This is a genomic window from Streptomyces sp. NPDC005151, assembly GCF_053599875.1.
In genome coordinates, this window is the sequence record NZ_JBSFYR010000066.1 from 1 (window position 1) to 23,022 (window position 23,022).

Here is a 23,022-nt window from a genome sequence, read left to right on the forward strand (position 1 = left end):
GCGGTCGAGGTGACCACCGATGTCACGTACGTCTATCCGGTCGTACGTGCTGCATCGGGAAGCCCGGGGCGACGGGCGTACCGGGCCGGTGGCCGCGTTCGGCCGACCGGATCACGTGATGGCCCATCCACCGAAGACGCACCCTCCTCCGCCTTGCCATCGAAGCCGCACGACGCCGCTCGCTGATCCACTCCCTACTGCGGGGGAGACCGTAACCTCACTGCCATGACAGACCAGCAGCCTCACCAGTTCGAACGTGGCACAGACGGTCCGAAAGTGATCGTCGCGGGCCTCGACGGGTCCGATTCCTCGATGCGCGCCGCCGCGTACGCCGCCGGGCTGGCCCGTCGGCAGAACGCCATGCTCGCCCTCGTCTATGTCCAGCCGGTGATGCCCGCGGGTGCCGCGCTCGGCGCACCGGTCGCCGACACGACCGGCGAGGTCGCGGAGGGCCTGGTGAGCGAGATCAGGGCGGCCACGGAGCGGCTCAAGGACATATGGGATGTGCGCTGGGAGTTCCACACCTTCCGCGGTGATCCGTACAACGGCCTGGTCACCGCGGCAGACGAGCTGAAGGCGGATGCCGTCGTGGTGGGCGCGTCGGAGTCGGCGGGACACCGGTTCATCGGATCGGTGGCGATCCGGCTGGTGAAGGCGGGGCGCTGGCCCGTCACCGTCGTTCCGTGAACTTGGCGAACACCGTGGCGCCGATGGAGCCCTGGGCCATCTTCAGACCGACGGCAATTGGGGGGAGGCGTCACGGGGCTGGGCCACGCACCTCGCGGCGTTGTCGTCAATCACCATGGCTCAATCCTCCGCCTTGCGATGCACGCACCCCAGCCCCGCTCCTTCACCCACCCCCCAATTGCCGGTCGGTCTCAGACAGGCGTCGGCCATCTTCGGGTCGCCCGGGTAGAAGACCCCGCGGCGGGCGAGCCGGTCCCGGTGGCGCCGGGCCGGGGGTGGCTGCTGTCCGTACGGCCGGCGTCCGCTCCCCGCTGACCGTCACCGACCCCGCACTCGGCCACGCCGCACGCCCGGCCGAGTGCGGGGTCGCGCGCGCCGCACGACGCCCGCCCCCTGTCCGTTCACCGCCCGGCCGACCGTTCACCGCACCATTCGCCGCTCCGTGCGACCGCTCGTCGCACGCCTCGGTGCATCTTCTGTTCGTCGCGGCCCCGATGCGTTCATATACGGCGCAGGCAGCGGCGAGGCGGCAGGGGCCTCCGCGGGAAAGGGGCGTTCACAATGACCACGACGACCGATGAGCGGGCCCTCGCGGAGTTGCAGCGCGAACACGGTCCCGCGCTCCTCCACTTCCTGCTCGGTCTGACCTTCGGCGACCGGCAGCGCGCCGAGGATCTGGTCCAGGAGACGCTCGTACGCGCCTGGCAGCACCCCGAGGCGTTCGACAGTCCGTACGAATCGATGCGGCCCTGGCTCTTCACTGTCGCCCGGCGGCTGGCGATCGATGCGCGCAGGTCCCGCCAGGCCCGGCCGACGGAGGTCAGCGACCTCGTACTGGAGAGCGCCCCGGGCCGGGAGGACACGGCGGAGGCGACCGTCGCAGCGCTCGATGTCCGCGAGGCGGTGCGGACGCTCAGCCCGGAGCACCGTGCGGTGCTGGTCCAGATCTACTTCCGCGGGCTGAGCGTGGGCGAGACGGCGCAGGTGCTGGGCATACCGGCGGGCACGGTCAAGTCCCGTTCCTACTACGCGCTGCGCCTGCTCTCCCGCAACCTGCCCGGCTACTCCAGCAGGTCCTCCTCGCTCAGCAGGCCGAGCAGGGACACCGTCTCCGCGACCTCCACATAGTCGGCGGCGCATCCGTCGCAGTCCTGCAGATGCTGCGAGACCAGCCGGGCCTCCCCGTCGGTGAGCGCATCGAGCACATACGCGCCGAGCAACTGCCGCATGTGCGGTCCCTCCCCGGGATCGGCGGTCATCGCAACCTCATGTCTGTGACGGATCGGGTCGGACGGATCCTGTCCTTCTGGCCACGCGGGGCGCGCTCCCCCGGTTCAATGCTGCGTGTGGCCCGGTGCCGAGATGAGGAAGAGGCGAGACGGGATGCGTCCGGAACGTACGGATGGAACCAGTGGGGGCGGGCTGCTGGTCCCGATGGCCTGGATGTACGCCGAGTACATCGCCGATGAACTGCTGCGGACCGGCGATCTGATGGAGCCGTCGACGCTGGAGTACCGCGCGGGGCGCGAGGCGCTCGCCCTGACCATCTTCCTCTCCGACGGGGCGGTGGCCGATGCGCTGCCCGCGACCCGGATGGACGAGCTGCGGCTGCTGACGGCGTACGGGAGCGCCTGGCGCCGCTGGGTCTGCGAGCGGCTCGACGCGGCGGCGTCCGCGGTCCCCTCGCCGGACGGCGGCCGGAGTGTTCCGGATCCCGATCTGGCGCTGGCCCGTCGGGCATGGCGGTGGCTGGACGAGACCGAGCTGCTCGCGGCCGATCTCGACGCGATCGGGCCGCCGCCGTGGGAGCCGCTCGGCACCGAGGGCGGCGAGGAGTGGGCGCAGGCGTCGGCCCAGGTGTGGACGCCCGCCTGGCAGCTGGGGCTGCCACTGGGGCATCTGGCGATCCATCTGCACTGACGGCCTCCCCCGCGACAGGAAGTGGGCTCCCGGCGCCCTGCGACTCCGCTTGCCGCGTTGTCGTCAGTCACCGAGGCTCCGCGTCGACTCCGTCCTCCGCCTTGCCATCCAAGCCGCACGACGACGCTCGCTGATCCACTCCCTACCGCGGGGGAGGCCGTAAGCACGGCGGGTGCCTTTGCTCCTCACGAACCGTGCACCCCGGCGCGGTACTTCGGCAGCCGCACCGTGATCTTCATCCCGGCGCCGATGCCCGTCTCGATGACGAGCCCGTAGTCGTCGCCGTACACCTGGCGGAGCCGCTCGTCGACGTTGAGCAGTCCGATACCGGTGGAGTGTCCTCCTTCGCCGCGCAGGATGTGCCGCAGCCGTTCCGGGTCCATTCCGGTGCCGTCGTCCTCGATGACGACTTCCGCCTCCGAGCCCGCGTCCAGCGCGCTGATGGTGATGCGGCTGCGGGTGACGGCGCCTTCGAGTCCGTGCTTGACGGCGTTCTCGACCAGAGGCTGGAGGCACAGGAACGGCAGGGCGACGGGCAGGACTTCGGGGGCGACCTGGAGGGTGACCGCGAGCCGTTCACCGAAGCGGGCCCGGACGAGGGCCAGATACTGGTCGATGGAGTGCAGCTCGTCGGCGAGGGTGGTGAAGTCGCCGTGGCTGCGGAACGAGTAGCGGGTGAAGTCGGCGAACTCCAGCAGCAGTTCGCGGGCCTGCTCCGGGTCGGTGCGGACGAACGAGGCGATGGCGGCGAGGGAGTTGAAGATGAAGTGCGGGGATATCTGGGCACGCAGGGCCCTGATCTCGGCCTCGATGAGCTGCGTGCGGGACCGGTCGAGTTCGGCGAGCTCGAGTTGTACGCAGACCCAGCGGGCCACCTCTCCGGCCGCCCTGGCCAGGACCGCCGACTCGCGCGGGGCGTAGGCGATCAGGGTGCCGAGGACACGGTGGTCGACGGTCAACGGCACGGCGACAGCCCAGCGCAGCGGGCAGTCGAGGTCGTCGCAGTCGCTGTGGAAGGCGGTGTCGCGGCCGCTGGCGAGAAGCCCCTGCACCTGGTCCATGACGTGTCTGCCGTGGTGGTCGCCCTCGCCGTCCCAGACGAGGACCCGGTCCCGGTCGGTGAGACAGAGCGCGTCAGTGCCGAGCAGGGAACGCAGTCTGCGGGCGGACCTGCGGGCGCTCTCCTCGGTGAGTCCGGCGCGCAGCGGGGGCGCGGCAAGCGAGGCGGTGTGCAGCGTCTCGAAGGTGGCGTGCTCGACGGGGGTGCCGACGTCGCTGGGGCGGACGGGGCGGGCGGTGCGGCGGCCGAGCAGGAACCCGGCGCCGAGCAGGAGAAGCACGAGCAGAACGAGGACGGTGTACGTGGGCCCTGTCATCGGTGCCTCCCGGGTATCAGGGCCTCCGGCAGATGGAAGCGGGTCATCGCGGCATTCGTGCCGGACGGTATGCGACCGGGCGTGGCGAGCGACACCAGGACCATCGCGAGGAAGCCGACCGGCACCGACCAGACGGCGGGCCAGGCGAGCAGGGTGTGCGGCCAGCCGGGCGGGCGCACCGCACCGCTGACGGTGATCGCGACGGACAGGAACGCGGAGCCGCCGCCGAGCACCAGTCCGGCGATCGCGCCCGGCGGGGTGAGCCGCCGCCACCAGATGCCGAGGACCAGCAGCGGGCAGAAGGACGACGCCGATACGGCGAACGCCATCCCCACGGAGTCCGCCACCGGCACCCGGCTGACCATGAGGGAGCCGGCCAGTGGCACACACATGGCGAGAACGGTGGCCAGCCGGAAGTGCCGTACGCCGCGCGAGGGCAGGACGTCCTGGGTGATGACGCCGGCGACGGCCATCGTGAGTCCGGACGCGGTCGACAGGAACGCGGCGAAGGCGCCGCCGGCGATGAGTGCGCCGAGCAGGTCCCCGCCGAGCCCGCCGACGACGCGTCCGGGCAGCAGCAGCACGGCGGCGTCCGCGTCCCCGCCGTGGATCAGCTCGGGGGCGTACAGCCTGCCCAGTGCCCCGTACACGGGCGGCAGCAGGTAGAAAACGCCGATCAGGGCGAGGACGGCGACGGTGGTGCGGCGGGCGTCGCGGCCGTTCGGGCTGGTGTAGAAGCGGACGACGACGTGCGGTAGCCCCATCGTTCCGAGGAACGTCGCGATGATCAGCCCGTAGGTCGCGTACAGCGGATGGTCGGCCCGGAAGACGGACAGCTGTTCGTCGAAGGTGACCCGTGGCCGCCCGTCGCCCTGCCAGACCAGCACCAGGAAGATCGCAGGGACCAGAAGCGCCGTCAGTTTCAGCCAGTACTGGAAGACCTGGACGAAGGTGATGGACCGCATGCCGCCCGCCGCGACGGCGACCACGACGACAGATGCGACGAGCACATCGCCGAGCCAGCCGGGCGCCCCGGTCAGGATCTTCAGGGTGAGCCCGGCACCCTGGAGCTGCGGTACGAGGTAGAGCCAGCCCGCCCCGACGACGAGCACGCTCACCAGCCTGCGCACCTGCCGCGATTCGAGCCGCCCCTCCGCGAAGTCGGGCAGGGTGTACGCCCCCGAGCGGCGCAGCGGCGCGGCGACGAAGACCAGCAGCACCAGATAGCCGGCGGTGTAGCCGACCGGGTACCAGAGCATGTCGGGGCCGTGCACGAGCACCAGGCCGGCGACGCCGAGGAAGGATGCGGCGGAGAGGTACTCGCCGCTGATCGCGGCGGCGTTGAGCCGTGGGCGCACGGTGCGGGAGGCGACGTAGAAGTCCGAGGTGGTACGGGAGATGCGCAGCCCGAAACCGCCGACGAGGACGGTGGCGAGAACGACAGCGGCGACGGCCACCACCGCGTATGTGCGGCTCACTGTGCGGGGCGGCCTTCCACGAGCCGGGCGAAGTCGCGCTCATTGCGCTCGGCCCGCCGCACGTACCACCAGGCGATCAGAGTCAGCGGCGGGTAGGCGGCGAAGCCGAGGACCGCCCAGACGACGGCGGCGCTGTGCAGCGCCGCGAAGACCAGCGGCAGCGTGCCGACGACGACGGCGAGGACGGTGAACGCGGTGAGCCCGGCGCGCAGCTGGCTGCGCATCAGCGAGCGGACGTAGGCGCCGCCGAGCGCGGTCTGCTCGTCGATCTCCGACTGGGTGCGGTAGCGGGGCAGCGGGCGCACCCGCCGGGGCTCCCCCGTCACCACTTCACGCCGGGGCGTCGACTCTGCGGACATGGGCCCGGAGTGTACGCAGTCGGGGACCGCTCTGGGAAGGTTTCGGACCTGGGTAGTCCCAGGTCAGCGGCCGGTCTGCCGCATGAGCAGATCGCGCAGGGCGCGGGTGTGGCGGCGGCTCACGGCGAGCTCCGCGGTGCCGATGCGGACGCTCATGCTGCCCGCGTCGAGCCGCAGTTCGTCGATCCGGCCGAGGGCGACGAGATGGCGGCGGTGAATGCGTACGAAGCCGCGCGAGCGCCAGCGTTCCTCCAGGGTGGTGAGGGGGATCCGGACGAGATGGCTGCCGCCCGCGGTGTGCAGCCGGGCGTAGTCGCCCTGCGCCTCCGCGTACGCGATGTCGCCGATCGGGATGAACCGGATCACTCCGCCCAGTTCGACGGCTATCTGGTCGGCTGCGGTGTCCTGGAGGGAAGCGGAGCGGTCGCCGACCTGTTCGGCGACGCGGCGGACGGCTTCGGCGAGGCGTTCACGGCGGACGGGCTTGAGGACGTAGTCGACGGCCTTGAGGTCGAAGGCGTGGACGGCGAACCCTTCGTGGGCGGTGACGAAGACGATGAGCGGGGGCGCTGCGAACCCGGCCAGCAGCTGGGCGACATCGAGGCCGGTGAGGCCCGCCATGTGAATGTCGAGGAAGACGACGTCGATGGCGGACGGGTCGTCGGGACCGGCGTCGACGGCGCTCCCGATCCGGCGCAGCGCCTCGGTGGCCCCGGTGGCGCCTTCGGCGCTGCGGATGCGGGGGTCGGCGCGCAGGAGGTAGAGCAGCTCCTCCAGGGCGGGTGCTTCGTCGTCGACGGCGAGTACGCGCAGCATGAGGCCGGAGTGTAGAGCGTGTCCGGAGGTGTTGGCTTGAGTGATTCACGGGTTGAAGTCGCTGAACGAGACCGCGGCGGGGCGGCGGGGAAGCTGTCCTTCCAGTGCAGCCGGCCCGCCCGGGCCAGATGGGTGATCAGATGCAGCGGGCCGACGCCGATGTCCAGGAACTTGCCGCGCCGGGCGATGCAGGTGACGGTGCCGCCCTCCAGGGCGGTGAGCGGTGGGTCGTACGTCTTCAGCACGCTGACGGCGAGCGGCAGGACGCGGGCGATCTCCTTGCCGGCCAGGTTCTCGTCGAGAAAGACCCGCAGCGCCTCGACCTCCGGTAGTTCGGGCATGGGTCCCAGGATGCCGCAGCCCGCTGCTCCCTGCCGCCGCCCTCAGAGGCCGTAGGTCCGCTCCGCGGTGGTCGCGAAGACCGCCGACCGCTCGTCCGCGCCCAGTCCGTCGGTGAGGGCGCGTGCGGCGTCGACGACCTCCGTATAGCTCGCCGCGAGCCGGCAGACCGGCCAGTCGGAGCCGAACATCAGGCGGTCGGGCCCGAAGGCGTCGAGGACGGTGTCGGCGTACGGGCGGAGGTCGTCGACCGTCCAGGAGCGCAGGTCGGCCTCGGTCACCAGGCCGGAGAGTTTGCAGACGGTGTTGGGCCGGTCGGCCAGCGCCCGGACGTCTTCCGCCCAGGGGTGCAGGCTCCGGGCGGCGATGGGCGGCTTGCCCGCATGGTCGAGTACGAAGGTGAGTTCCGGCAGCAGCGCGGCGGCCCTGACGGTTGCGGGCAGCTGGTGGGACTGGACGACCAGGTCGTAGACGAGTCCGGCGGCGGCCACGGCGGACAGTCCGCGCTGCACCTCGGGGCGCAGCAGCCACTCGGGGTCGGGTTCGCCCTGGACCTGATGGCGGATGGCTACGAGCCGGTCGCCACCGGGGAGTTCGCGCAGGGCGGCGAGGGTGTCGGCAATGCCGGGCGCGGTGAGGTCGGTCCAGCCGACGACGCCCGCGACGAGGTCGTTGCCGTCGGCGAGGGCGAGGAACTCGGGGGTCTCCTCGGGGACGGTGACGGTCTGGACGAGGACCGTGGCGTGCACCCCGGCGGCGCGGGCCTCGGGCTCCAGATCGGTCAGGGTGAAGGTGCGCCGGAGCGGGGCCAGTTCCTCGCCGGTGATCCACTCCTGGTCGCGTACCGACAGGTCCCACACGTGGTGGTGGGCGTCGACGATCCGTTGCCGGCCGGTCATGTCACAGCTCCCAGGCGACGAGGAGACCGGCTTCGGCGCCGTTCGACGAGTAGTCGTGCGCCACGTCGAGAAGTTCGTCCATCCGGGCCTGCCAGGCGACGTTGACGGGCAGCTGCTCGAGTTCGGCGAGGAGCCGGGGGTAGTCCTCGCACTCGATGAGGTGGAACAGCTCGGTGCCGCTGCGCCAGATCGTCCAGGAGGTGGCGCCCGCAGCGCGGATCGCCGCGGTGAGCTCCGTGGGGACTTCGCGGTGCGCCGCCTCGTACTCCTCGATGCGGTCGGCGCGGACCTTGGTGTGCAGGGCGATTCTCATGGCCGGTGTCCGTCCTCGGTGAGCAGGCCCTCGGCGCGCAGTTCGTCCCAGAGGGCGTCGGGGATCTCGCGGGAGAGCAGGTCGGCGGCGTCGCGTATCTCGTCGGCCGAGCGGGTGCCGACGAGCACCGTGGCGACGGCGGGGTGGGCGAGCGGGTAGTGCAGGGCGGCGGCGCGCAGCGGTACGCCGTGGCCCTCGGCGACGGCCTTGATGCGCAGGGCCCGGTCGAGAAGGGTCAGCGGGGCGGCCGTGTAGTCGTAGGTCGCACCGGGGCGCGGGTCGGCGAGCAGCCCGGAGTTGAAGACTCCGCCGACGACGACGCTGCGGCCGCGTGCGGTCGCCTCGGGCAGCAGCTCGGTGAGCGCGGACTGGTCGAGGAGGGTGTAGCGCCCCGCGCAGAGGACCGTGTCCACGTCGGTGTCGCGGAGGAAGCGGGTGAGCATCGCGGTCTGGTTCATGCCCGCGCCGATGGCTCCGACGACGCCTTCCGAGCGCAGCTTCTCCAGAGCCGGATAGGCTTCGCGGAAGGCGATTTCGGCGTGGTCGTCCGGATCGTGCAGATAGGCGATGTCGATGCGGTCGAGACCGAGCCGTTCGAGGCTGTCCTCGATGCTGCGGCGTACGCCGTCGGCGCTGAAGTCCCAGCGGCGGCGGTGGGTGGCGGGCACGGCGAAACCTTCGGTGAGGCCGTCGTACGACGCGATCGGGTCGGCCGGGAGGGGGTCGAGCAGCCGGCCGACCTTGGTGGAGACCACGTACGAGTCGCGCGGCCGGTGACGCAGGGCCGCGCCCAGCCTGCGTTCGGAGAGGCCGAGCCCGTAGTGCGGTGCCGTGTCGAAGTAGCGGACGCCCTCGTCCCAGGCGGCGTCCACGGCGGCGGCGGCCCGGGCGGGGTCGACCTCACGGAAGAGATTGCCGATGGCGGCCGCCCCGAAGGACAGCTCGGTCACCTCGACCGCACTGGTTCCCAGCCTATTTCGCCGCATGCCGCTGCCGCCCTCACCAATGATCGTTAATTCCTGCACAACGAATATTCATCGGATCACTTGGACGCGTCAACACCCTCGACCCCACGAACTACCGCACCCACGCCGAAATCTGTCCGATCTATCAGGACCGTTGGGAGGGTTGACTGACCGGCAGCAGGTCGAGCAGCTCGCGCAGCTCGTCCTCGGCGCAACGGGCCAGCCGCTCCAGGTCGGGGACCGCCTTGCCGTCGGCCACCAGGCCGATCTGCACCCGGCCGCCGTACGTGGACAGGGCGATGGCCAGTGACTGCCCGCGCGCCAGCGGCGCCATCGGGTAGACGGCCCGCAGCGGGCAGCCGCCCAGCGAGAGCGCCGAGCGCGGCAGCGGCACGCTCGTGACCAGCACGTCGAAGAGCATCCTGGCGGCGCTGCCGGCGAGCGGGGCGCCGAAGCGGTGGGCCAGTGAGGGCAGTTGATCGGCGAGCACCGCGACGGCACCCGCACCCCGCAGCGGTCCGGCGGCCTTGTTGCGGTCCATGGCGGTGCGGACGGTGCGCAGTCGCTCCCACGGGTCGGACTCGGAGACGGGGAGCCCGAGCAGATAGGCGGAGAGCCGGTTCCCGGAGGCCGCGCCGGCGCCGGGCCTGCGCCGGGAGACCGGGACGAGGGCGCGCGGGTCGGCGACGGGCAGCTGCTCGCCACGCTCCACCATCCAGCGGCGGAGCGCTCCGGCGACGACGCCGAGCAGGACGTCGTTGGTGGTCCCGCCCGCGACCCGGCGGATCCGGCGGACGGACTCGCCGTCCAACTCCGCGGTGGCCAGCCGACGGGTACCGCTGGAGATCGCGGTGAGCGCGGGGGCGCCGCGCAGATCGAGGCGGCTGGCCCACACGACGGAGGCACCGACCCCGAACGCCCGCGAGAGGTCCTCGATCCGGCCCAGCGCGAATCCGGCCACCTGGCGCGGCCCCGGCATCCACGAGCGGGGCGGGACCGGGCGCGCCCGGCGGGCGCTCGCACCGCCGCGGGCGCGGGCTCCGAGGGAGGCGATCTCATCGAAGATCCCGGCGCCGATGGCGACGGCGCGCATGCCGTCGGCCAGCGCGTGGTGCAGTTTGACGAGCACGGCGAAGGGCCCCTCGTCGGCGCCGGAGATGACGTACATCTCCCAGGGCGGCAGCCCCCGCTCCAGCGGCCGCTCCATCAGCTCGCCGGCGAGCCGGGTGGCCCCGGCCATGAAGCCGCCGTCCGGCGACTCGTCGTCCCGGGGCAGCAGCACGCGCTGGACGTGCCGATAGACGTCGAAGTCCTTGTCGACGGACCAGGCGGCGCCGCCGACCGGCAGCAGGACGTCCCGTACGCGCATCCGCAGCCGGGGGATCGCCGCGGCGCGGGAGCCGAGCAGCTCCACCACGGCGTCCGCGGTGACGCCCGGCGCCGGGGCGGGCGCCGGCGAGAAGACGGCGAGCGCACCGAGGTGCATGGGGTGCGCATCGGTTTCGAGGTGCCAGAAAGCCAGATCGAGAGGTGCCAGTAGTTCAGTGCCCAACGGGTCCTCATGTCATCGAAGGCAAAGATTGCCGGAGTCAACGACTGCCGCAGTCGCAGTCAATCGCTCGCGATCGGTTACGGTCAAGTACAGACATGTTACGTTCTGTTACCGTCTGGTAATCCGTATCACATCCATCGGCGTCAACCATGGCCACATCTCACTCGCGCCTCGGGATGATGAACTGGCACCACACGCACTGGCCGCTGCCGCGGGACTCCACGCCCCAGGCGTCCGCCAGCCGGTCCACCAGCATCAGCCCACGCCCGGACACGCCGGGCTCCCCCGCGTCACGAGGGCGAGGCAGCGCACCGCCCCGGTGCTCAGGTCGACCTCGGCGTAGGTGCAGGTCGCGAAGCAGTCGGTGTCGAGCTCATGGAGGAAGACGGAGGCGCGGGCCATAACGGTGGCCGGGCTGTGCCCCTCGGCGGCGAATCGGTCAGCTCCTGGGTGGCGTCCCTGACGGCGAACTACCAGCCGAACCCACTGGTGCGCCACTCCCGGCCGTCGGGTGTGACGGCGAGCGCCTCGTACCCGTCCAGCGACTCCAGCCAGCCGCGTGCTCCACCGCCCATGGCGAATGCAGCCGTGGCGAAGGCGTCCGTCAGGGTCAGCGACTGCCCCACCACGGTGATCGACGAGAGGCCCAGGGCCGGGGTGCCGGTGTGCGGGTCGAGGATGTGCGCACCGCGTTCGGCCGTTCCGGAGGTGGCGACCGCCAGATCACGTCCGGACACGACGGTGGCCAGCGCCCCGCGGCGCAGGGGGTGGGCGATACCGATCCGCCAGGGGACGCCGAGGGACGCCTCGCCACGCAGCTGAAGGTCGCCGCCACCGTTCACACAGGTGTTGTGCGCGCCGCTCTCGTACAGCTGCTGCGAGGCGGCCTCGACCGCCCACCCCTTGACCAGCCCGGAGGGGTCGAGGACACCGCCCGGTGTAGCACTGAACCAGCCGCGGCTGACCCGGGTGACATCGCCGCACAGGTCGAGGACCTCACGGACCTCAGCCGGACAGGTGCCGAGCCCGGACTCGCCGCGGCCCAGTCGGCTGATGGCACTGTCCGGACGATAGGTGGAGAACACCGCGTCGACGTGGTGCAGCACGCGCACCGCATCGTCGAGGGCGCGGCGGATCGCAGGGGTGGGCCGGTCCCTGATGTCGAAGGAGAACACCGTGCCCATCACGTGCTCGACATGGCGCAGCCCGTGCGCGCGATCAGCCACCAGCCCGGTCCAATGCGCTCTGCAGGGACTCCATATAGCCCTGACTGGTGTAGCTGGCTCCGGAGACGGAGTCGATGTCCGCGCTCTGGGCACCCAGCGCCTCCTGGGTGAGCCGGGGCAGCGCGAACGCGGCGATCTCCTGGTCGCGGCCGTTCTCATCGGGCGCCCGGAGCACCCGCACGGCGGTGAGCTTCCCCTTGGCGAGGGTGGCGGCGACCTGCACCGGTCCGTACCGCGTGTCGACCGGATCACCGTTGAACGTGCCCGTCGCGGCGGCGGCACCGGGCGGGGCGCCGGTCGACGTGCGCGGGGAGACCGTGGTCGCCGGGCGCCTGCCCGCGTCGAGGAGACCGGGAGGCTGGTGCGGTTTCAGAGACAGCAGGGCCACGACCAGGGCACTGGTGCCGGTGGTGGCGAGAACGGCTCGGCGCACGGTGTTTCTCCTCGGGGCACTCATCAGAACGCGAACGACTCGTGGTGGATACGGCGGCGCGGCACTCCGGCGTCGCGCAGGGCGCGGATCGCCGCCTCGGTCATGCCGGGCGGGCCGCAGAGGTAGACGTCATGCGCGGCCAGGCCGGGGACCAGATGGCTGAGGGCCGGTGCGGTCAGCGGGGCATGCCCGTCGACGACGTAGTGGACCGTCGCGCGGCGGTGGGCGGCGATGGCGTCGAGTTCGGCGCGCAGCGCCAGGTCCTCGGCCCGTCGGGCGCGGTAGACGAGGGTCACCGGTCCGGGCAGCGTCTCGAACAGGGTCCGCAGCGGAGTGATGCCGACTCCGCCCGCCAGCAGAAGCACCTGGTGGGCGGTACGGCGGCGCGCGGTGAAGCCCCCGTACGGTCCCTCGGCCCAGACCCGGGTGCCGGGTGCGAGACGGGTCAGCGCGGCGCTGTGGGCGCCGTCGGCCTTGACGGTGATCCGCAGATGGCGGGGGTGGGCGGGCGCGGAGAGCGAGTACGGGTTGGCTGTCCACCACAGGCCCGGGGTGAGGAAGCGCCAGCGGAAGAACTGCCCCGGCTCGGCCCCCAGCTCGTCCAGGCGCTCGCCGGTGAGGTGTACGGAGACAACGCCGGGGGCTTCGGTGTGGACGGCGGTCACCGTCAGCCGGTGCCTCAGGCCGCGGCGTACCGGGACCGCGAACCGGTACCAGACGATCAGGGCGGCGGCGCCCAGGTAGAGGGCGTACCACGCCAGCTGCGCGGGTTGGTTGCCGACGAAGTCGGCGCCGTCGGAGAGCTGGTGTCCGAAGGCGAGGAAGATCGCCAGATAGGTGACGAAGTGGAGGTAGTGCCAAGTCTCGTAGCTCATCCTGCGGCGGGCGGCGCGGGCGGAGACGGCACCGGTGAGGAGGAGGAGCAGAAAGCCCGCGGTGCCCTTGAGGAGGTCCGGGTAGTGCAGGACCAGGACGGAGGTCTGGCTCACCACGTCCGTGTGGGCGCTGAGGGAGTACCCCCAGATGACGAGAAGGGTGTGGGCCAGGACCAGGGAGACGGTCCACCGGCCGCCGACGGCGTGCCGGCGCGCCAGCCGGTCGGTGCCGATGCTGTGGTCCAGCAGGGGGACGCGGGCCATCAGAACCATCAGGACGGCGCACGCGTACCCGGCCAGCAGCCCGGTGATGCGCCCGGCATTGGTCAGCCAGCCCGCCATGCCGACGACGGCTGACGTGTCGCTCCACCACAGGGCGAGGACGGCCGCGGCCCCCGCGTAGATGACGGCGGACACGAGGTGCGGGGCGACGCTGCGCGGCGGGCGGCGGTGGCGTGTTCCCTTGCTCGCGTACGGCGAGGCGGGGGCTGTGGTGGTCATGAGGCTCCCCTTGTAACGGACCACTGGGGCGGTCATCGGCGGCAAGCCTCGCAGCGCATCTTCTGCGTACCTTCTGAATGGGCGGCCCACGCCCCCGGTCCGCCGGGATTCCGGCAGGAACTCAGAGGCAACTCAGAGGGAACTCAGAGGTCCCCGGCGTCCCGCCGTCGTCCGTGCCGAGGGATGCTGGACAGATCATGGACAACCACCGCACACAGTCGCCCCTGCATCGCCCCGACGGGGGCCCTGTCCGGGTGCTGGTCGTCGACGACGAACCCGATCTGACCGAAGTGCTGGCCGGAGCACTGTCCGGCGAGGGCTGGCAGGTCCGTACCGCCGCGGACGGCGCCTCCGCCCTGGCCACAGCGCGCGAGTTCCGGCCGGACGCCGTCGTGCTGGACTGGATGCTGCCCGACCTGGACGGGCTGCGCGTGCTGCGGGAGCTGCGTCGTGAGGCCCGTGAGGTGTGTGTGCTGTTCCTGACCGCCCGCGATGCGGTGGAGGACCGTATCGCGGGCATCACGGCGGGCGGCGACGACTACGTGACCAAGCCGTTCAGCCTGGAGGAAGTCCTCGCCCGGCTGCGCGGGCTGCTGCGGCGGGCGGGGATGGCCGGTGCGCCGGGCCGGCACCGGCTGACGGTCGGCGAGCTCACCATGGACGAGGAGGCCAGGGAGGTCCGACGCGGCGGCGCCGTCGTCGAGCTGTCCCGCACCGAGTTCGAGCTGCTGCGGTTCCTGATGCGCAATCCGCGCCGCGTGCTGTCCAAGGAACAGATCCTCGACCGGGTCTGGGCGTACGATTTCGGCGGCCGCGCCCATGTCGTCGAGCTGTACATCAGCTATCTCCGCAAGAAGATCGACGCGGGCCGCGCTCCCATGATCCATACGGTGCGCGGAGTGGGGTACGTCCTGAAACCGGATCCGTCATGAGGCGGCCGCCGCCGCACACGCTGCGCGGGCAACTCACCGCCGGGCTCGTTCTGCTGCTCGCCGCCGCATGTCTCGCGGTCGGACTCACGACCGTTTTCGCCCTTGAGGGCTTCCTCGTGCGCCGTCTGGACCAGCAGCTGACCGCGTCCGCCGGAAGGTTCCCCGCGAGCCTGGAGCACGAAGCCGCGCTTGACGCCGACAACCGCCCCGACTCGCGAGGCCAGGCCGACTCCACCTTCGGCGCGAGGCTGGTGAACGGCCGGGTGACCCAGGCTGCCGCGGTCGATGAGCAGAACGTCCGCAAGGTTCCGCTGACCGCCGCCAACCAGCACACGCTCGCGGTCGTGCCCGACGACGGGGAGGGCCACAGCGTGCGGCTCTCTGCGCTCGGTGCCTACCGGGTCGCGGCCGTCACCGGCGACGACGGAGATGTGCTGATCACCGGGCTGCCGCTGCACCCTGTGGAAGAGACCCTGCACCGGCTCGAAGCGGTCGAGGGGGTCGTGTTCGGCGTGGCCCTCCTCGCCACCGGGGTCGCCGGAGCCCTATGGGTACGGGTCTCCCTGCGCCCCCTGCGACGCGTCACGAAGCAGGCGGTCGGCGTGGCCCGGCTGCCGCTGGCCGGCGGCGAGGTCGCCATGCCCGACCCGCTGCCCGTCACCGATCCTCGTACCGAGGTCGGGCAGGTCGGCACCGCGTTGAACCGCATGCTCGGACACATCGGGGACGCGCTCGCCCGGCGGCAGGCGAGCGAGGAACGGCTGCGGCACTTCGCCGCCGACGCCAGCCACGAGCTGCGCACCCCCGTCGCCAACATCCGTGGCCACGCCGAACTCGCCCTGCGCCACCACGGCCCCGTGCCCGCCGGGGTCCGGCACGCCCTGGAACGCATCCAGTCGGAGTCCGGGCGGATGAGCCACCTGGTCGACGATCTGCTGCTGCTCGCCCGCCTCGACGCGGGGCGCCCGCTCGACCACGAAGCGGTCGATCTGACGCTGCTCGTGCTCGACGCGACCGACGACGCGCGGGCCGCGAGCCCCGGCCACCGCTTGCTCCTCGACCTCCCCGAGGAGCCCGTGACCGTCACCGGCGACGCGCACCGGCTCCAGCAGGTGATCGGCAATCTCCTCGCCAACGCCCGGGTACACACCCCGGACGGTACGGAGGTGACGGTGCGGCTCCGTGCAGAGGCCGCCGAGGTACGTCTCACCGTCACGGACAACGGGCCGGGCATCCCCGACGCACTGCAGCCGGATATCTTCGGGCGCTTCGTCCGCACCGACCCCAGCCGCTCACGGTCCACCGGCAGCACCGGGCTCGGCCTGGCCATCGTCCGCGCGGTGGTGACCGCCCACGGCGGCACGGCCGATGTCGTGAGCCGGCCGGGACACACGGCGTTCCGGGTGACCCTCCCGCGCTGACCCAGGATCCACGCTCGCCCCCGCTGTCCCGGGTCGAAGCAGGCGTACGGCGCCACGGTCACCCCCTCCCTCGCGGCAGCCGTCTTGAACGCGTTCAAGAAAGCCCCTAGAGTCGGCGCGGAAAGCTACTTGAACGCGTTCAAGACGGGGGATGCGGCATGTCCGTACTGGTCGACACGATCGTGATGCTGGGCATGCTGGTCGTCGTACCCGCCGGTCTGCGCCTGACCGGCGCGCCCGAGCTCAACCGGATCCGCCGCCTGTGGCCGCTCTTCGCCGCACCCGGCGCCGTCTCCCTCTGGCTGCCACGCGGCGGCCCCGCGACAGCTCTCGCCGCCTGCTACGCACTCGGGCCGCACTCCTCGCCCTGCACGCGCCGCCCCGCCTGCTCCGTACGGTCAGGGCCACCGCGGCGCACCGTGCCGCACCCGCCGAGATCGCGCTGCTCACCGCCCTGGTCACGCCGTCGGTCGCGGCCCTCGCCCTGGTCGCCGAGCGCTCCGGGCACACTCTCTTCGGCTTCGGGCCCGGCATCCTCGCCCTGACCGTGCCGCACTTCCACTTCGCCGGATTCGCCGCCGCCCTGGTCTCCGGACTCGTCTGCCGGGTCACGGACAGTCCCGGGGGCCGGTTCGCCGCGCTGAGCGTGCCGCTCGGCACCCTGCTGGTCCTCGCCGGATACTTCATCGGGGACTGGGCGGAGCTGGCGGGGGCCGTCGTTCTGGCGTTCTCCCGTCCGGCCCGCTGGTACAGCAGGGTGGCGGGACCTCTCGTGCCGGTGTTCCAGCGGTGGTACGCACGCCGGCTCGGCACCACGCTGGGACGGATCGTGTCGGAGGGTTGAAGCGTTCAGCCGCTCCGCAGCGTCGATACTGGAAGTGATGGAATGGTTCATCGCAGATGGCTACTGGCTCAGCCGGCTGATCTTCCAGCGGGCTCTCGCCTGCATCTACCTGGTCGGGTTTCTCGCCGCCGCCCTCCAGTTCCGGGCGCTGATCGGCGAACGTGGCATGCTGCCCGTGCCCGAGTTCCTGCGGCGAACGGACTGGCGGCTCGCTCCCGGTCTCTTCCGGCTCCACTACTCCGACCGGTTCTTCGCGCTGGTCGCCTGGACCGGCTGCGCGCTCGCGGTCGCGCTGATCGCCGGGGTGGATTCGTACGTTCCGCTCTGGACTGCCATGCTGATGTGGTTGCTGCCCTGGGCGTTGTATCTGTCGATCGTCCAGGTCGGCCAGATCTGGTACAGCTTCGGGTGGGAGTCACTGCTCCTGGAGACGGGCTTCCTCGCCGTCTTTCTCGGCAACGCGGACACGGCTCCGCCGGTGCTGGTGCTGTGGCTGCTTCGCTGGGTGCTGTTCCGGGTCGAGTTCGGCGCCGGGCTGATCAAGATCCGGGGCGACGAGTGCTGGCGCAAGCTGACCTGCCTGTATTTCCACCACGAGACCCAGCCGATGCCGGGACCGCTGAGCTGGTTCTTCCACCGACTGCCCCCACCGGTCCACCGGGTGGAGGTGGCGGCCAACCATGTCACCCAACTCCTCGTCCCGATATTGCTCTTCACCCCGCAGCCGGTGGCGAGTGCGGCCGCGGCGCTGATGATCGTCACCCAGTTGTGGCTGGTCCTCTCCGGGAACTTCGCCTGGCTGAACTGGGTGACCATCGCTCTCGCCCTGTCCGCCGTCGACTGGTCGCTGGTCGCTGCGCAGCCCGCACAGTCGGCGCCGCCGCTCTGGTACGAGGTGCTGGTCATCGCCGTCACCGCGCTGGTGGTCGTCCTCAGCTACCGTCCGGCGCGCAATCTGATCTCCCGCCGCCAGGTGATGAACCGCTCGTTCGACCCGTTGCATCTCGTCAACACGTACGGCGCGTTCGGCAGCATCAGCCGGGTCCGGCTGGAGATCGCGGTCGAAGGCACCGATGAGACGGTGCTCCACCCCGACACCGTCTGGCAGGAGTACGGCTTCCGCGGCAAGCCGGGCGATCCGCGGAGGCTCCCGCGCCAGTTCGCTCCCTATCACCTGCGCCTGGACTGGCTGATGTGGTTCGCGGCGCTCTCTCCCGCGTACGCCCATCCCTGGTTCGGACCGTTCCTGGAACGGCTGCTGGAGAACGACCGGGACACGCTGCGGCTGCTGCGCCACAACCCGTTCCCCGGCACCCCGCCCACGCACATCCGGGCCAGGGTGTACCGCTACCGGTACACGACCTGGCGCGAGCTGCGTGCCACCGGGAACTGGTGGCGCCGCACCTATGTGCGGGAATTCATCAGACCGGTTGCCCTCGCCCCCGCCCGCATCAGCCCGGCCACGCCCCCTTGAGGGCCCGGCCCCAGGTTGAGGGCCCGGGCGCCCAGGGCTACCTGGATTCCGCCCGGTGCGGTGACCCGGCCGGGATGCGCCGGAGCCCCGGACCTCCGTTGTGTCGGAAGGCCGGGGCTCCCTGGCTGACGGGCGTCGCAAACGTCGGGCGGGCGCGCAGCCGGGCCCGTCGATCAGTCGATGCCGGGCAGGATGTGCGGCTCGGCGAGGTCGTCCTCGTAGCCGGCCAGCCGGATCGGCGCGGACCTGGCCCAGACTTCGAGGTTCTGGAGTTTCTCGGGCCGACGGGCCCGCTCTCCCTGTCGCTCTGCCGGTCGCTTCTCTTGCTTCGTCAGTTCTGGTGTCACCGCGCACTCCTTTGTGTCGCGAAACCCCGGGCGTCGCCGACACTCCGGCCTCATTACCGGACATCGACCACCCGTATGGGGCGGGGCAGGAACAGTTCGGTCGCGGTGGCGCCGGTATATGGGGCGGAACGGCGGCCTGGTTACAAGCCTGTCCCAGGACGGCCCGGGGAGTTTTGTGGATCCCCGGGTGGCGTCCGTTCACCCCAGCCTAACCAAATGAGCGCTTTCGCGCTCGATGGAACGTGTGCGCTCAGTCACTTTCGGACAACGGATCGATCTACCAACCGGCCGGCGCGAAGTCCTTCAGGAAGCAGCCGAACAGGTCCTCGCCCGCTTCGCCGCGCACGATCGGGTCGTAGACCCGGGCAGCGCCGTCGACCAGGTCGAGCGGGGCGTGGAAGCCCTCCTCGGCCAGCCGGATCTTGTCGGGGTGCGGGCGCTCGTCGGTGATCCAGCCCGTGTCGACGGCGGTCATCAGGATGCCGTCCTTCTCGAACATCTCCTGGGCGCTGGTGCGGGTGAGCATGTTCAGCGCCGCCTTGGCCATGTTGGTGTGCGGGTGGCCCGCGCCCTTGTAGCCGCGACTGAACACGCCCTCCATCGCGGAGACATTGACCACATAGGCGCGCTTGGCTGCCGTCGCGGCCATCGCGGGACGGAGCCGGCTGATCAGGATGAACGGCGCGGTGGAGTTGCAGAGCTGGACCTCGAGCAGCTCGATCGGCTCGACCTCTTCGACCGTCTGGATCCAGCTGTTCGTGTGATGCAGGTCCGGTACGAGACCGCCCGCGTCGATCGCGGTGCCCGCAGCGATCCGTTCCAGCGAGGCGGATCCGGTGACCAGGGCCAGTTCAGTGACGTCCTGCGCGCTCAGCCCCTCCTTGCGGGCGGCGGGCAGGGCGGCGACGCGGTCGACCGAGCCGCTGCCGAAGGTACCGATGACCTCGGCCGCGGGGAGTTCACCCGCGGGCAGCGGTGCGGACTCGGCGCCGAGCAGTTCGCTGTATGCCTGCGGGGAGCGGCGTACCGTCTGCGCGGCGTTGTTGATCAGGATGTCCAGCGGCCCCTCGGCGGCGACCGAGTCGGCGAGCGCGACGACCTGGGCGGGGTCGCGCAGGTCGATGCCGACGATCTTCAGCCGGTGGATCCACTCGTCACTGTCCGGCATCGCCTTGAAGCGGCGGATCGCGTCGTTGGGGAAGCGGGTGGTGATGGTGGTGTGCGCGCCGTCACGCAGCAGCCGCAGCGCGATGTACATGCCAATCTTGGCCCGGCCGCCGGTGAGCAGCGCCCGGCGTCCCGTCAGGTCGGTCCGCGCGTCGCGGCGGTCCCGGTTCTCCCTGGCGCACTGCTGGCAGAGCTGGTGGTAGAAGGCGTCCACCTCGACGTACCGGGACTTGCAGATGTAGCAGGAGCGGGGCCGCTGGAGTATCCCGGCGATCTCGGCACCGGCCGAGGAGGACGGCAGGACACCCTGGGTCTCGTCGTCGATGCGGTCGGCCGAGCCGGTGGCGGTGGCCTCGGTGACAGCCTTGTCGTGCGCGGTCTTGGCGGCCCGGCGGTCCTGACGACGGCGCTGCTTCACGGTCCGGTAGATACCGGCGGTGGCGCGGCGCACGGCGATGGCGTCCGGGTGGTCGACCTCGATGGTGTCGAGTTCGTCGAGCACGCTCAGGCAGACGGCCAGCCGCTCCGGGTCGATACCGGGACCGAACTCCTCGATACCGGGAGCGAACTCCGCGCTGTCCTCTGTCACCGTCATTGCCGTTCCTCTGTCCGTCATGCCGCCGGGATCTCTCGGCGGCCCCCGGCGCATTGCCGTAGCGGGCTCACGAGGACTGGTATCCACGGGGCTGAGGCCCGGCTGCGGGCTTGCGCGAAGCCGCCGCACTTCGGGCCGAACGCCCTGCTCAAGTCTGCCATGTCCGCCGCGCTGCTCCATCCGGGTGCGCAGGGTGGCGCAGCGGGCCGTTGGAGGGGACGCCATGAACCCGGGCGACGTCGGCAGTCTGACGACAGGACCCAGGACAGGATCACGCACACATGAGGACATCCTGCGCAGCTACGAACTGCATGCCAACGCCTATGTCACCAAGCCGGTCGACCTGGATCAGTTCATCGCGGCCGTGCGCCGGATCGACGAGTTCTTCGTGACGGTGGTACGACTGCCGGGCCGCTCCTGACCACCCTCGTCATTCCCAGGAGTGGGATCTCATGACACGGGTAGACGAACCGCGAAGAAAAGGTCACCGACCTCCCCTGCTGCGCCCTGGCTGGAGCTCATGAACCAAAACGCCCTCTCCCGGCCGGACGACCCGCATCCGGGTCACCGGCCCACTGAGGCACTGCATATCGCCGAAGTGTTCGGTGGTGAGCCGGGATGCATCGCACAGGCACGCGCACTGGCCGACCGCTTCCTGATCAGGCTCACCACGGAATGGCTGGCGGTGCTCGGCGAGCACACCCGTAACGATCTGATGCTGGCCGTGAGCGAGTTGGTCACCAACGCCGACCGCTACAGCCACGGCCCCTACCTGCTGGAGCTGGAGGGCACCGCGCAGCGGATCAGCGTCACGGTCTACGACAGCAGCACGGCGCTTCCCGTCTTCTTCTCCCCCGACCCGACCCGCCTCGGCGGTCACGGCATGGAGATCGTCGTCGCCCTGTGCGACCGCCTGACCGCCGAGCGGGTGCCGGTGGGCAAGCGGATCCGGGCCGAGTTCGAGCTCAGCAGCTGACCCGGTCGCAGCCCGGCCACGGTCCGGTGGACAGCCTTCAGGTCCTGTTCCGGGGAGAGCCCCTGACCTGGCCGGTGGCCAGGTCGGGGTGAGCAGGGACGCCTGGATGCCCTCGCCCATGCCGTTGGTCACGGCAACGGTCAGCTCGTCGGCGTCGGCAGACCAGTCGAAGTTGTCGCCGTGGCGCCGAGGGGGCGGGCGTCCGGGCTTCCGGCCGGGCCGGGCTCAGCCGAGAGCGGGCGGAGCGTCCTCGGGCGAGGTGCCCCAGGCGGAGGGAGCGCTGCCCACGGTGAACGAGAGCGAGCGGGCCGAGCGGATGTCATCGGTGGTGAGGCAGGTGCTCGACTGCGCCGCGCCGTCGAGCTCCGCCGACTGGATGTACCGGTCGGTGTCCGAGGCTCCGGGCGCACTCACCGTGAACGAGCCGCGTGCACCACATCGGTGGTCTTCCATGGCTGCCCGGAGGAGAGATAGGTGTACGGAGCGATGAGGTCGGGCTCGTTCTGCGGGTTGTACGTGTCGGCGTTGTAGTACGCGTACGGGGCCGTTGACCCAGACCTCGCGGGCGGTCTCAGTCGGCGCGCGGTGTTTCGATCACCGGGGGGCGGAGTCCGCAGAGGGTCCCGGTTTGCGGTCGAGGACGCAGTCCCCGCAGAGGCCCCCACCCGGGCACCGGTAGTAGAGGCAGCAGCTGTGTCTGCGGAACGCGGGGGTGTGCGGGGAGCCGGTGGTGCGCAGATCCGGGTGGTCGAAGAGTTCGGCGACCAGGGCCCGGGCCCGTTGTGCGACGTCCGGGCGGTGGTGGGTCCGTGCCCAGGCGATCAGTTCGCGGAGCGCTCCGGCCAGGGCCGATCCCGCGTTACCCCAGAGCAGCCGCGGAGCGAGGTGTCCGTTCCGGCGCATCGCCTCCGCCAGGGGTGCGAGATGGCCGAACTGGACGACCTCGCGGATCCGGTCCGCGGTGCCGGGCAGCGTGGCGACCGGCTCGTGCCACAGGTCGTCGGGGGCGGGGCGCTGCGGGTCCCAGTGGAGCCTGCCGGGGGACAGATCGGGGAAGCGGCCCCCGATGGCCGCCGGCCCCAGGGCGGTCGACCAGAGACGGGCGGCCAGACCCAGGTGCGCGACGGACGCGGCCACTCTGCGCTCCGGGGTACGGAGCACGGCGGCGACCGCGTCGATACGAGCTGTGAGCGATGCCGTCTCCCCCGCGTACAGCCGGGCCAGCGGGCGGTGTGCGCCACCGGGCACCGGTGTGCCGCGCAGGGCGAAGAAGCCGCCCACCGAGGCCGCGTCCGCCTGCTCCGTGCGCTGTTCCTGCGCGGCTTCCATCGATCACTCCTGGTGACATCGCGGGCATCCCGGGTACCGCGGCTCGCCGTTCACCGTATCGCTGCGGGATGATCGTCCTGAGGCCCGTCGGGAGGAGGACTACCGTCGGGAGGAGGACACGCGGACCACTGCCGTACTACCAAAGCAGTACGTCGGATCGCAGTCTCAAGGACGACGACTCGGCGGCTTTGAAGGGCC

Annotated in this window: 24 protein-coding genes and 5 pseudogenes; 10 read left to right on the forward strand and 19 right to left on the reverse strand. The window is 71.2% G+C overall.

What is annotated here, in order from left to right; translation table 11 throughout:
- Positions 1–225 precede the first annotated feature (225 nt).
- Both ACWD6R_RS28265 and ACWD6R_RS28270 read left to right on the forward strand, forming a co-directional pair.
- On the forward strand, positions 226–687 hold the full coding sequence (locus ACWD6R_RS28265; RefSeq protein ID WP_406423734.1) for a universal stress protein: 462 nt from the start codon (positions 226–228) through the stop codon (positions 685–687).
- 561 nt (positions 688–1,248) lie between these two features.
- Positions 1,249–1,815: a sigma-70 family RNA polymerase sigma factor gene (locus ACWD6R_RS28270; protein ID WP_451821285.1), complete on the forward strand. Its 567-nt coding sequence runs from the start codon at positions 1,249–1,251 to the stop codon at positions 1,813–1,815.
- Here ACWD6R_RS28270 and ACWD6R_RS28275 read toward each other — a convergent pair.
- Positions 1,749–1,946: a zf-HC2 domain-containing protein gene (locus ACWD6R_RS28275; RefSeq protein WP_359107708.1), complete on the reverse strand. Its 198-nt coding sequence runs from the start codon at positions 1,944–1,946 to the stop codon at positions 1,749–1,751. The genes ACWD6R_RS28270 and ACWD6R_RS28275 overlap by 67 nt on opposite strands.
- 124 nt (positions 1,947–2,070) lie before the next feature.
- On the opposite strand from ACWD6R_RS28275, the gene ACWD6R_RS28280 reads away from it, so the two are divergent.
- Positions 2,071–2,607: a hypothetical protein gene (locus ACWD6R_RS28280; protein WP_451821286.1), complete on the forward strand. Its 537-nt coding sequence runs from the start codon at positions 2,071–2,073 to the stop codon at positions 2,605–2,607.
- 185 nt (positions 2,608–2,792) lie between these two features.
- On the opposite strand, the gene ACWD6R_RS28285 is transcribed toward ACWD6R_RS28280, so the two are convergent.
- The 14 genes and pseudogenes from ACWD6R_RS28285 to ACWD6R_RS28350 all read right to left on the reverse strand — a co-directional run bounded on the left by ACWD6R_RS28285 (position 2,793) and on the right by ACWD6R_RS28350 (position 13,739).
- On the reverse strand, positions 2,793–3,983 hold the full coding sequence (locus ACWD6R_RS28285) for a sensor histidine kinase (RefSeq protein WP_451821287.1): 1,191 nt from the start codon (positions 3,981–3,983) through the stop codon (positions 2,793–2,795).
- Positions 3,980–5,461, reverse strand: a complete 1,482-nt coding sequence (locus tag ACWD6R_RS28290) for a sodium/solute symporter (RefSeq protein ID WP_451821288.1) — start codon at positions 5,459–5,461, stop codon at positions 3,980–3,982. The genes ACWD6R_RS28285 and ACWD6R_RS28290 overlap by 4 nt, the downstream gene beginning before the upstream one ends.
- Positions 5,458–5,820 carry a hypothetical protein gene (locus tag ACWD6R_RS28295; RefSeq protein ID WP_327242797.1) on the reverse strand — a complete coding sequence of 121 codons (363 nt, stop codon included), beginning with the start codon at positions 5,818–5,820 and terminating at the stop codon, positions 5,458–5,460. Before ACWD6R_RS28295 ends, ACWD6R_RS28290 begins: the two co-directional genes overlap by 4 nt.
- A gap of 63 nt (positions 5,821–5,883) precedes the next feature.
- Positions 5,884–6,636 carry a LytR/AlgR family response regulator transcription factor gene (locus ACWD6R_RS28300; RefSeq protein WP_451821289.1) on the reverse strand — a complete coding sequence of 251 codons (753 nt, stop codon included), beginning with the start codon at positions 6,634–6,636 and terminating at the stop codon, positions 5,884–5,886.
- A gap of 71 nt (positions 6,637–6,707) precedes the next feature.
- A pseudogene (locus ACWD6R_RS28305) lies at positions 6,708–6,977 on the reverse strand (DNA-formamidopyrimidine glycosylase family protein); the annotation flags it as partial.
- 42 nt (positions 6,978–7,019) lie between these two features.
- Positions 7,020–7,874 (reverse strand): amidohydrolase family protein, encoded by an 855-nt coding sequence (locus ACWD6R_RS28310; RefSeq protein ID WP_451821290.1) that lies wholly within the window; start codon positions 7,872–7,874, stop codon positions 7,020–7,022.
- Position 7,875: 1 nt separating this feature from the next.
- Positions 7,876–8,187: an L-rhamnose mutarotase gene (locus ACWD6R_RS28315; protein WP_451821291.1), complete on the reverse strand. Its 312-nt coding sequence runs from the start codon at positions 8,185–8,187 to the stop codon at positions 7,876–7,878.
- The gene (locus tag ACWD6R_RS28320) at positions 8,184–9,173 is read right to left on the reverse strand and encodes an aldo/keto reductase (protein ID WP_451821292.1); all 990 of its coding nucleotides are present in this window, start codon (positions 9,171–9,173) and stop codon (positions 8,184–8,186) included. The genes ACWD6R_RS28315 and ACWD6R_RS28320 overlap by 4 nt, the downstream gene beginning before the upstream one ends.
- Positions 9,174–9,297: 124 nt before the next feature.
- Complete coding sequence (locus ACWD6R_RS28325) at positions 9,298–10,704, reverse strand: wax ester/triacylglycerol synthase family O-acyltransferase (protein WP_451821293.1); 1,407 nt, start codon at positions 10,702–10,704, stop codon at positions 9,298–9,300.
- Positions 10,705–10,864: 160 nt separating this feature from the next.
- Positions 10,865–10,978 carry an ATP-binding protein gene (locus tag ACWD6R_RS28330; RefSeq protein ID WP_451821294.1) on the reverse strand — a complete coding sequence of 38 codons (114 nt, stop codon included), beginning with the start codon at positions 10,976–10,978 and terminating at the stop codon, positions 10,865–10,867.
- A gap of 32 nt (positions 10,979–11,010) precedes the next feature.
- Positions 11,011–11,262: pseudogene (locus ACWD6R_RS28335) on the reverse strand (SpoIIE family protein phosphatase); the annotation flags it as partial.
- Positions 11,175–11,888 carry an FAD:protein FMN transferase gene (locus ACWD6R_RS28340; protein WP_451821322.1) on the reverse strand — a complete coding sequence of 238 codons (714 nt, stop codon included), beginning with the start codon at positions 11,886–11,888 and terminating at the stop codon, positions 11,175–11,177. The pseudogene ACWD6R_RS28335 and the gene ACWD6R_RS28340, both read right to left, overlap by 88 nt.
- A 34-nt stretch (positions 11,889–11,922) precedes the next feature.
- Positions 11,923–12,363, reverse strand: a complete 441-nt coding sequence (locus tag ACWD6R_RS28345) for an FMN-binding protein (RefSeq protein ID WP_451821295.1) — start codon at positions 12,361–12,363, stop codon at positions 11,923–11,925.
- Positions 12,364–12,386: 23 nt separating this feature from the next.
- Complete coding sequence (locus ACWD6R_RS28350) at positions 12,387–13,739, reverse strand: ferredoxin reductase family protein (RefSeq protein WP_451821296.1); 1,353 nt, start codon at positions 13,737–13,739, stop codon at positions 12,387–12,389.
- A 197-nt stretch (positions 13,740–13,936) separates the two neighbouring features.
- Here ACWD6R_RS28350 and ACWD6R_RS28355 point away from each other — a divergent pair, with 197 nt between their 5' ends.
- From ACWD6R_RS28355 to ACWD6R_RS28375, 5 genes and pseudogenes are all read left to right on the forward strand, one after another.
- Entirely contained in the window at positions 13,937–14,671 is a 735-nt protein-coding gene (locus ACWD6R_RS28355) for a response regulator transcription factor (RefSeq protein WP_451821297.1), read from the forward strand.
- A complete protein-coding gene (locus ACWD6R_RS28360; protein WP_451821298.1) occupies positions 14,668–16,092 on the forward strand; it encodes a sensor histidine kinase in 1,425 nt (474 codons plus the stop codon). Before ACWD6R_RS28355 ends, ACWD6R_RS28360 begins: the two co-directional genes overlap by 4 nt.
- Before the next feature lie 194 nt (positions 16,093–16,286).
- Positions 16,287–16,382 (forward strand): annotated as a pseudogene (locus ACWD6R_RS28365) (YndJ family protein); the annotation flags it as partial.
- Positions 16,355–16,936: a YndJ family transporter gene (locus ACWD6R_RS28370; protein WP_451821299.1), complete on the forward strand. Its 582-nt coding sequence runs from the start codon at positions 16,355–16,357 to the stop codon at positions 16,934–16,936. The pseudogene ACWD6R_RS28365 and the gene ACWD6R_RS28370, both read left to right, overlap by 28 nt.
- Positions 16,937–16,973: 37 nt before the next feature.
- Positions 16,974–18,410: a lipase maturation factor family protein gene (locus ACWD6R_RS28375; protein ID WP_451821300.1), complete on the forward strand. Its 1,437-nt coding sequence runs from the start codon at positions 16,974–16,976 to the stop codon at positions 18,408–18,410.
- Positions 18,411–18,583: 173 nt separating this feature from the next.
- Here ACWD6R_RS28375 and ACWD6R_RS28380 read toward each other — a convergent pair whose 3' ends face one another.
- Positions 18,584–18,757: a hypothetical protein gene (locus ACWD6R_RS28380; RefSeq protein WP_266978285.1), complete on the reverse strand. Its 174-nt coding sequence runs from the start codon at positions 18,755–18,757 to the stop codon at positions 18,584–18,586.
- A 277-nt stretch (positions 18,758–19,034) separates the two neighbouring features.
- Complete coding sequence (locus ACWD6R_RS28385) at positions 19,035–20,519, reverse strand: SDR family NAD(P)-dependent oxidoreductase (protein WP_451821301.1); 1,485 nt, start codon at positions 20,517–20,519, stop codon at positions 19,035–19,037.
- A 265-nt stretch (positions 20,520–20,784) separates the two neighbouring features.
- Here ACWD6R_RS28385 and ACWD6R_RS28390 point away from each other — a divergent pair.
- A pseudogene (locus tag ACWD6R_RS28390) lies at positions 20,785–20,940 on the forward strand (response regulator); the annotation flags it as partial.
- Positions 20,941–21,039: 99 nt separating this feature from the next.
- On the forward strand, positions 21,040–21,495 hold the full coding sequence (locus tag ACWD6R_RS28395; protein WP_451821302.1) for an ATP-binding protein: 456 nt from the start codon (positions 21,040–21,042) through the stop codon (positions 21,493–21,495).
- A 225-nt stretch (positions 21,496–21,720) separates the two neighbouring features.
- Here ACWD6R_RS28395 and ACWD6R_RS28400 read toward each other — a convergent pair.
- Positions 21,721–22,074 (reverse strand): annotated as a pseudogene (locus ACWD6R_RS28400) (glycoside hydrolase domain-containing protein); the annotation flags it as partial.
- A gap of 15 nt (positions 22,075–22,089) precedes the next feature.
- Positions 22,090–22,824, reverse strand: a complete 735-nt coding sequence (locus ACWD6R_RS28405) for a (2Fe-2S)-binding protein (RefSeq protein WP_451821303.1) — start codon at positions 22,822–22,824, stop codon at positions 22,090–22,092.
- Positions 22,825–23,022: the final 198 nt, after the last annotated feature.

Excerpts from the sequence above, each read along its gene's own strand:
- ACWD6R_RS28320 (WP_451821292.1), bottom strand. The coding sequence starts at position 9,173 with ATGCGGCGAAATAGGCTGGGAACCAGTGCGGTCGAGGTGACCGAGCTG.
- ACWD6R_RS28375 (WP_451821300.1), top strand. The coding sequence starts at position 16,974 with ATGGAATGGTTCATCGCAGATGGCTACTGGCTCAGCCGGCTGATCTTC.
- ACWD6R_RS28315 (WP_451821291.1), bottom strand. The coding sequence starts at position 8,187 with ATGAGAATCGCCCTGCACACCAAGGTCCGCGCCGACCGCATCGAGGAG.
- ACWD6R_RS28265 (WP_406423734.1), top strand. The coding sequence starts at position 226 with ATGACAGACCAGCAGCCTCACCAGTTCGAACGTGGCACAGACGGTCCG.
- ACWD6R_RS28270 (WP_451821285.1), top strand. The coding sequence starts at position 1,249 with ATGACCACGACGACCGATGAGCGGGCCCTCGCGGAGTTGCAGCGCGAA.
- ACWD6R_RS28295 (WP_327242797.1), bottom strand. The coding sequence starts at position 5,820 with ATGTCCGCAGAGTCGACGCCCCGGCGTGAAGTGGTGACGGGGGAGCCC.
- ACWD6R_RS28385 (WP_451821301.1), bottom strand. The coding sequence starts at position 20,519 with ATGACGGTGACAGAGGACAGCGCGGAGTTCGCTCCCGGTATCGAGGAG.
- ACWD6R_RS28360 (WP_451821298.1), top strand. The coding sequence starts at position 14,668 with ATGAGGCGGCCGCCGCCGCACACGCTGCGCGGGCAACTCACCGCCGGG.
- ACWD6R_RS28275 (WP_359107708.1), bottom strand. The coding sequence starts at position 1,946 with ATGACCGCCGATCCCGGGGAGGGACCGCACATGCGGCAGTTGCTCGGC.
- ACWD6R_RS28300 (WP_451821289.1), bottom strand. The coding sequence starts at position 6,636 with ATGCTGCGCGTACTCGCCGTCGACGACGAAGCACCCGCCCTGGAGGAG.
- ACWD6R_RS28355 (WP_451821297.1), top strand. The coding sequence starts at position 13,937 with ATGGACAACCACCGCACACAGTCGCCCCTGCATCGCCCCGACGGGGGC.
- ACWD6R_RS28340 (WP_451821322.1), bottom strand. The coding sequence starts at position 11,888 with ATGGGCACGGTGTTCTCCTTCGACATCAGGGACCGGCCCACCCCTGCG.
- ACWD6R_RS28285 (WP_451821287.1), bottom strand. The coding sequence starts at position 3,983 with ATGACAGGGCCCACGTACACCGTCCTCGTTCTGCTCGTGCTTCTCCTG.
- ACWD6R_RS28405 (WP_451821303.1), bottom strand. The coding sequence starts at position 22,824 with ATGGAAGCCGCGCAGGAACAGCGCACGGAGCAGGCGGACGCGGCCTCG.
- ACWD6R_RS28395 (WP_451821302.1), top strand. The coding sequence starts at position 21,040 with ATGAACCAAAACGCCCTCTCCCGGCCGGACGACCCGCATCCGGGTCAC.
- ACWD6R_RS28310 (WP_451821290.1), bottom strand. The coding sequence starts at position 7,874 with ATGACCGGCCGGCAACGGATCGTCGACGCCCACCACCACGTGTGGGAC.
- ACWD6R_RS28280 (WP_451821286.1), top strand. The coding sequence starts at position 2,071 with ATGCGTCCGGAACGTACGGATGGAACCAGTGGGGGCGGGCTGCTGGTC.
- ACWD6R_RS28350 (WP_451821296.1), bottom strand. The coding sequence starts at position 13,739 with ATGACCACCACAGCCCCCGCCTCGCCGTACGCGAGCAAGGGAACACGC.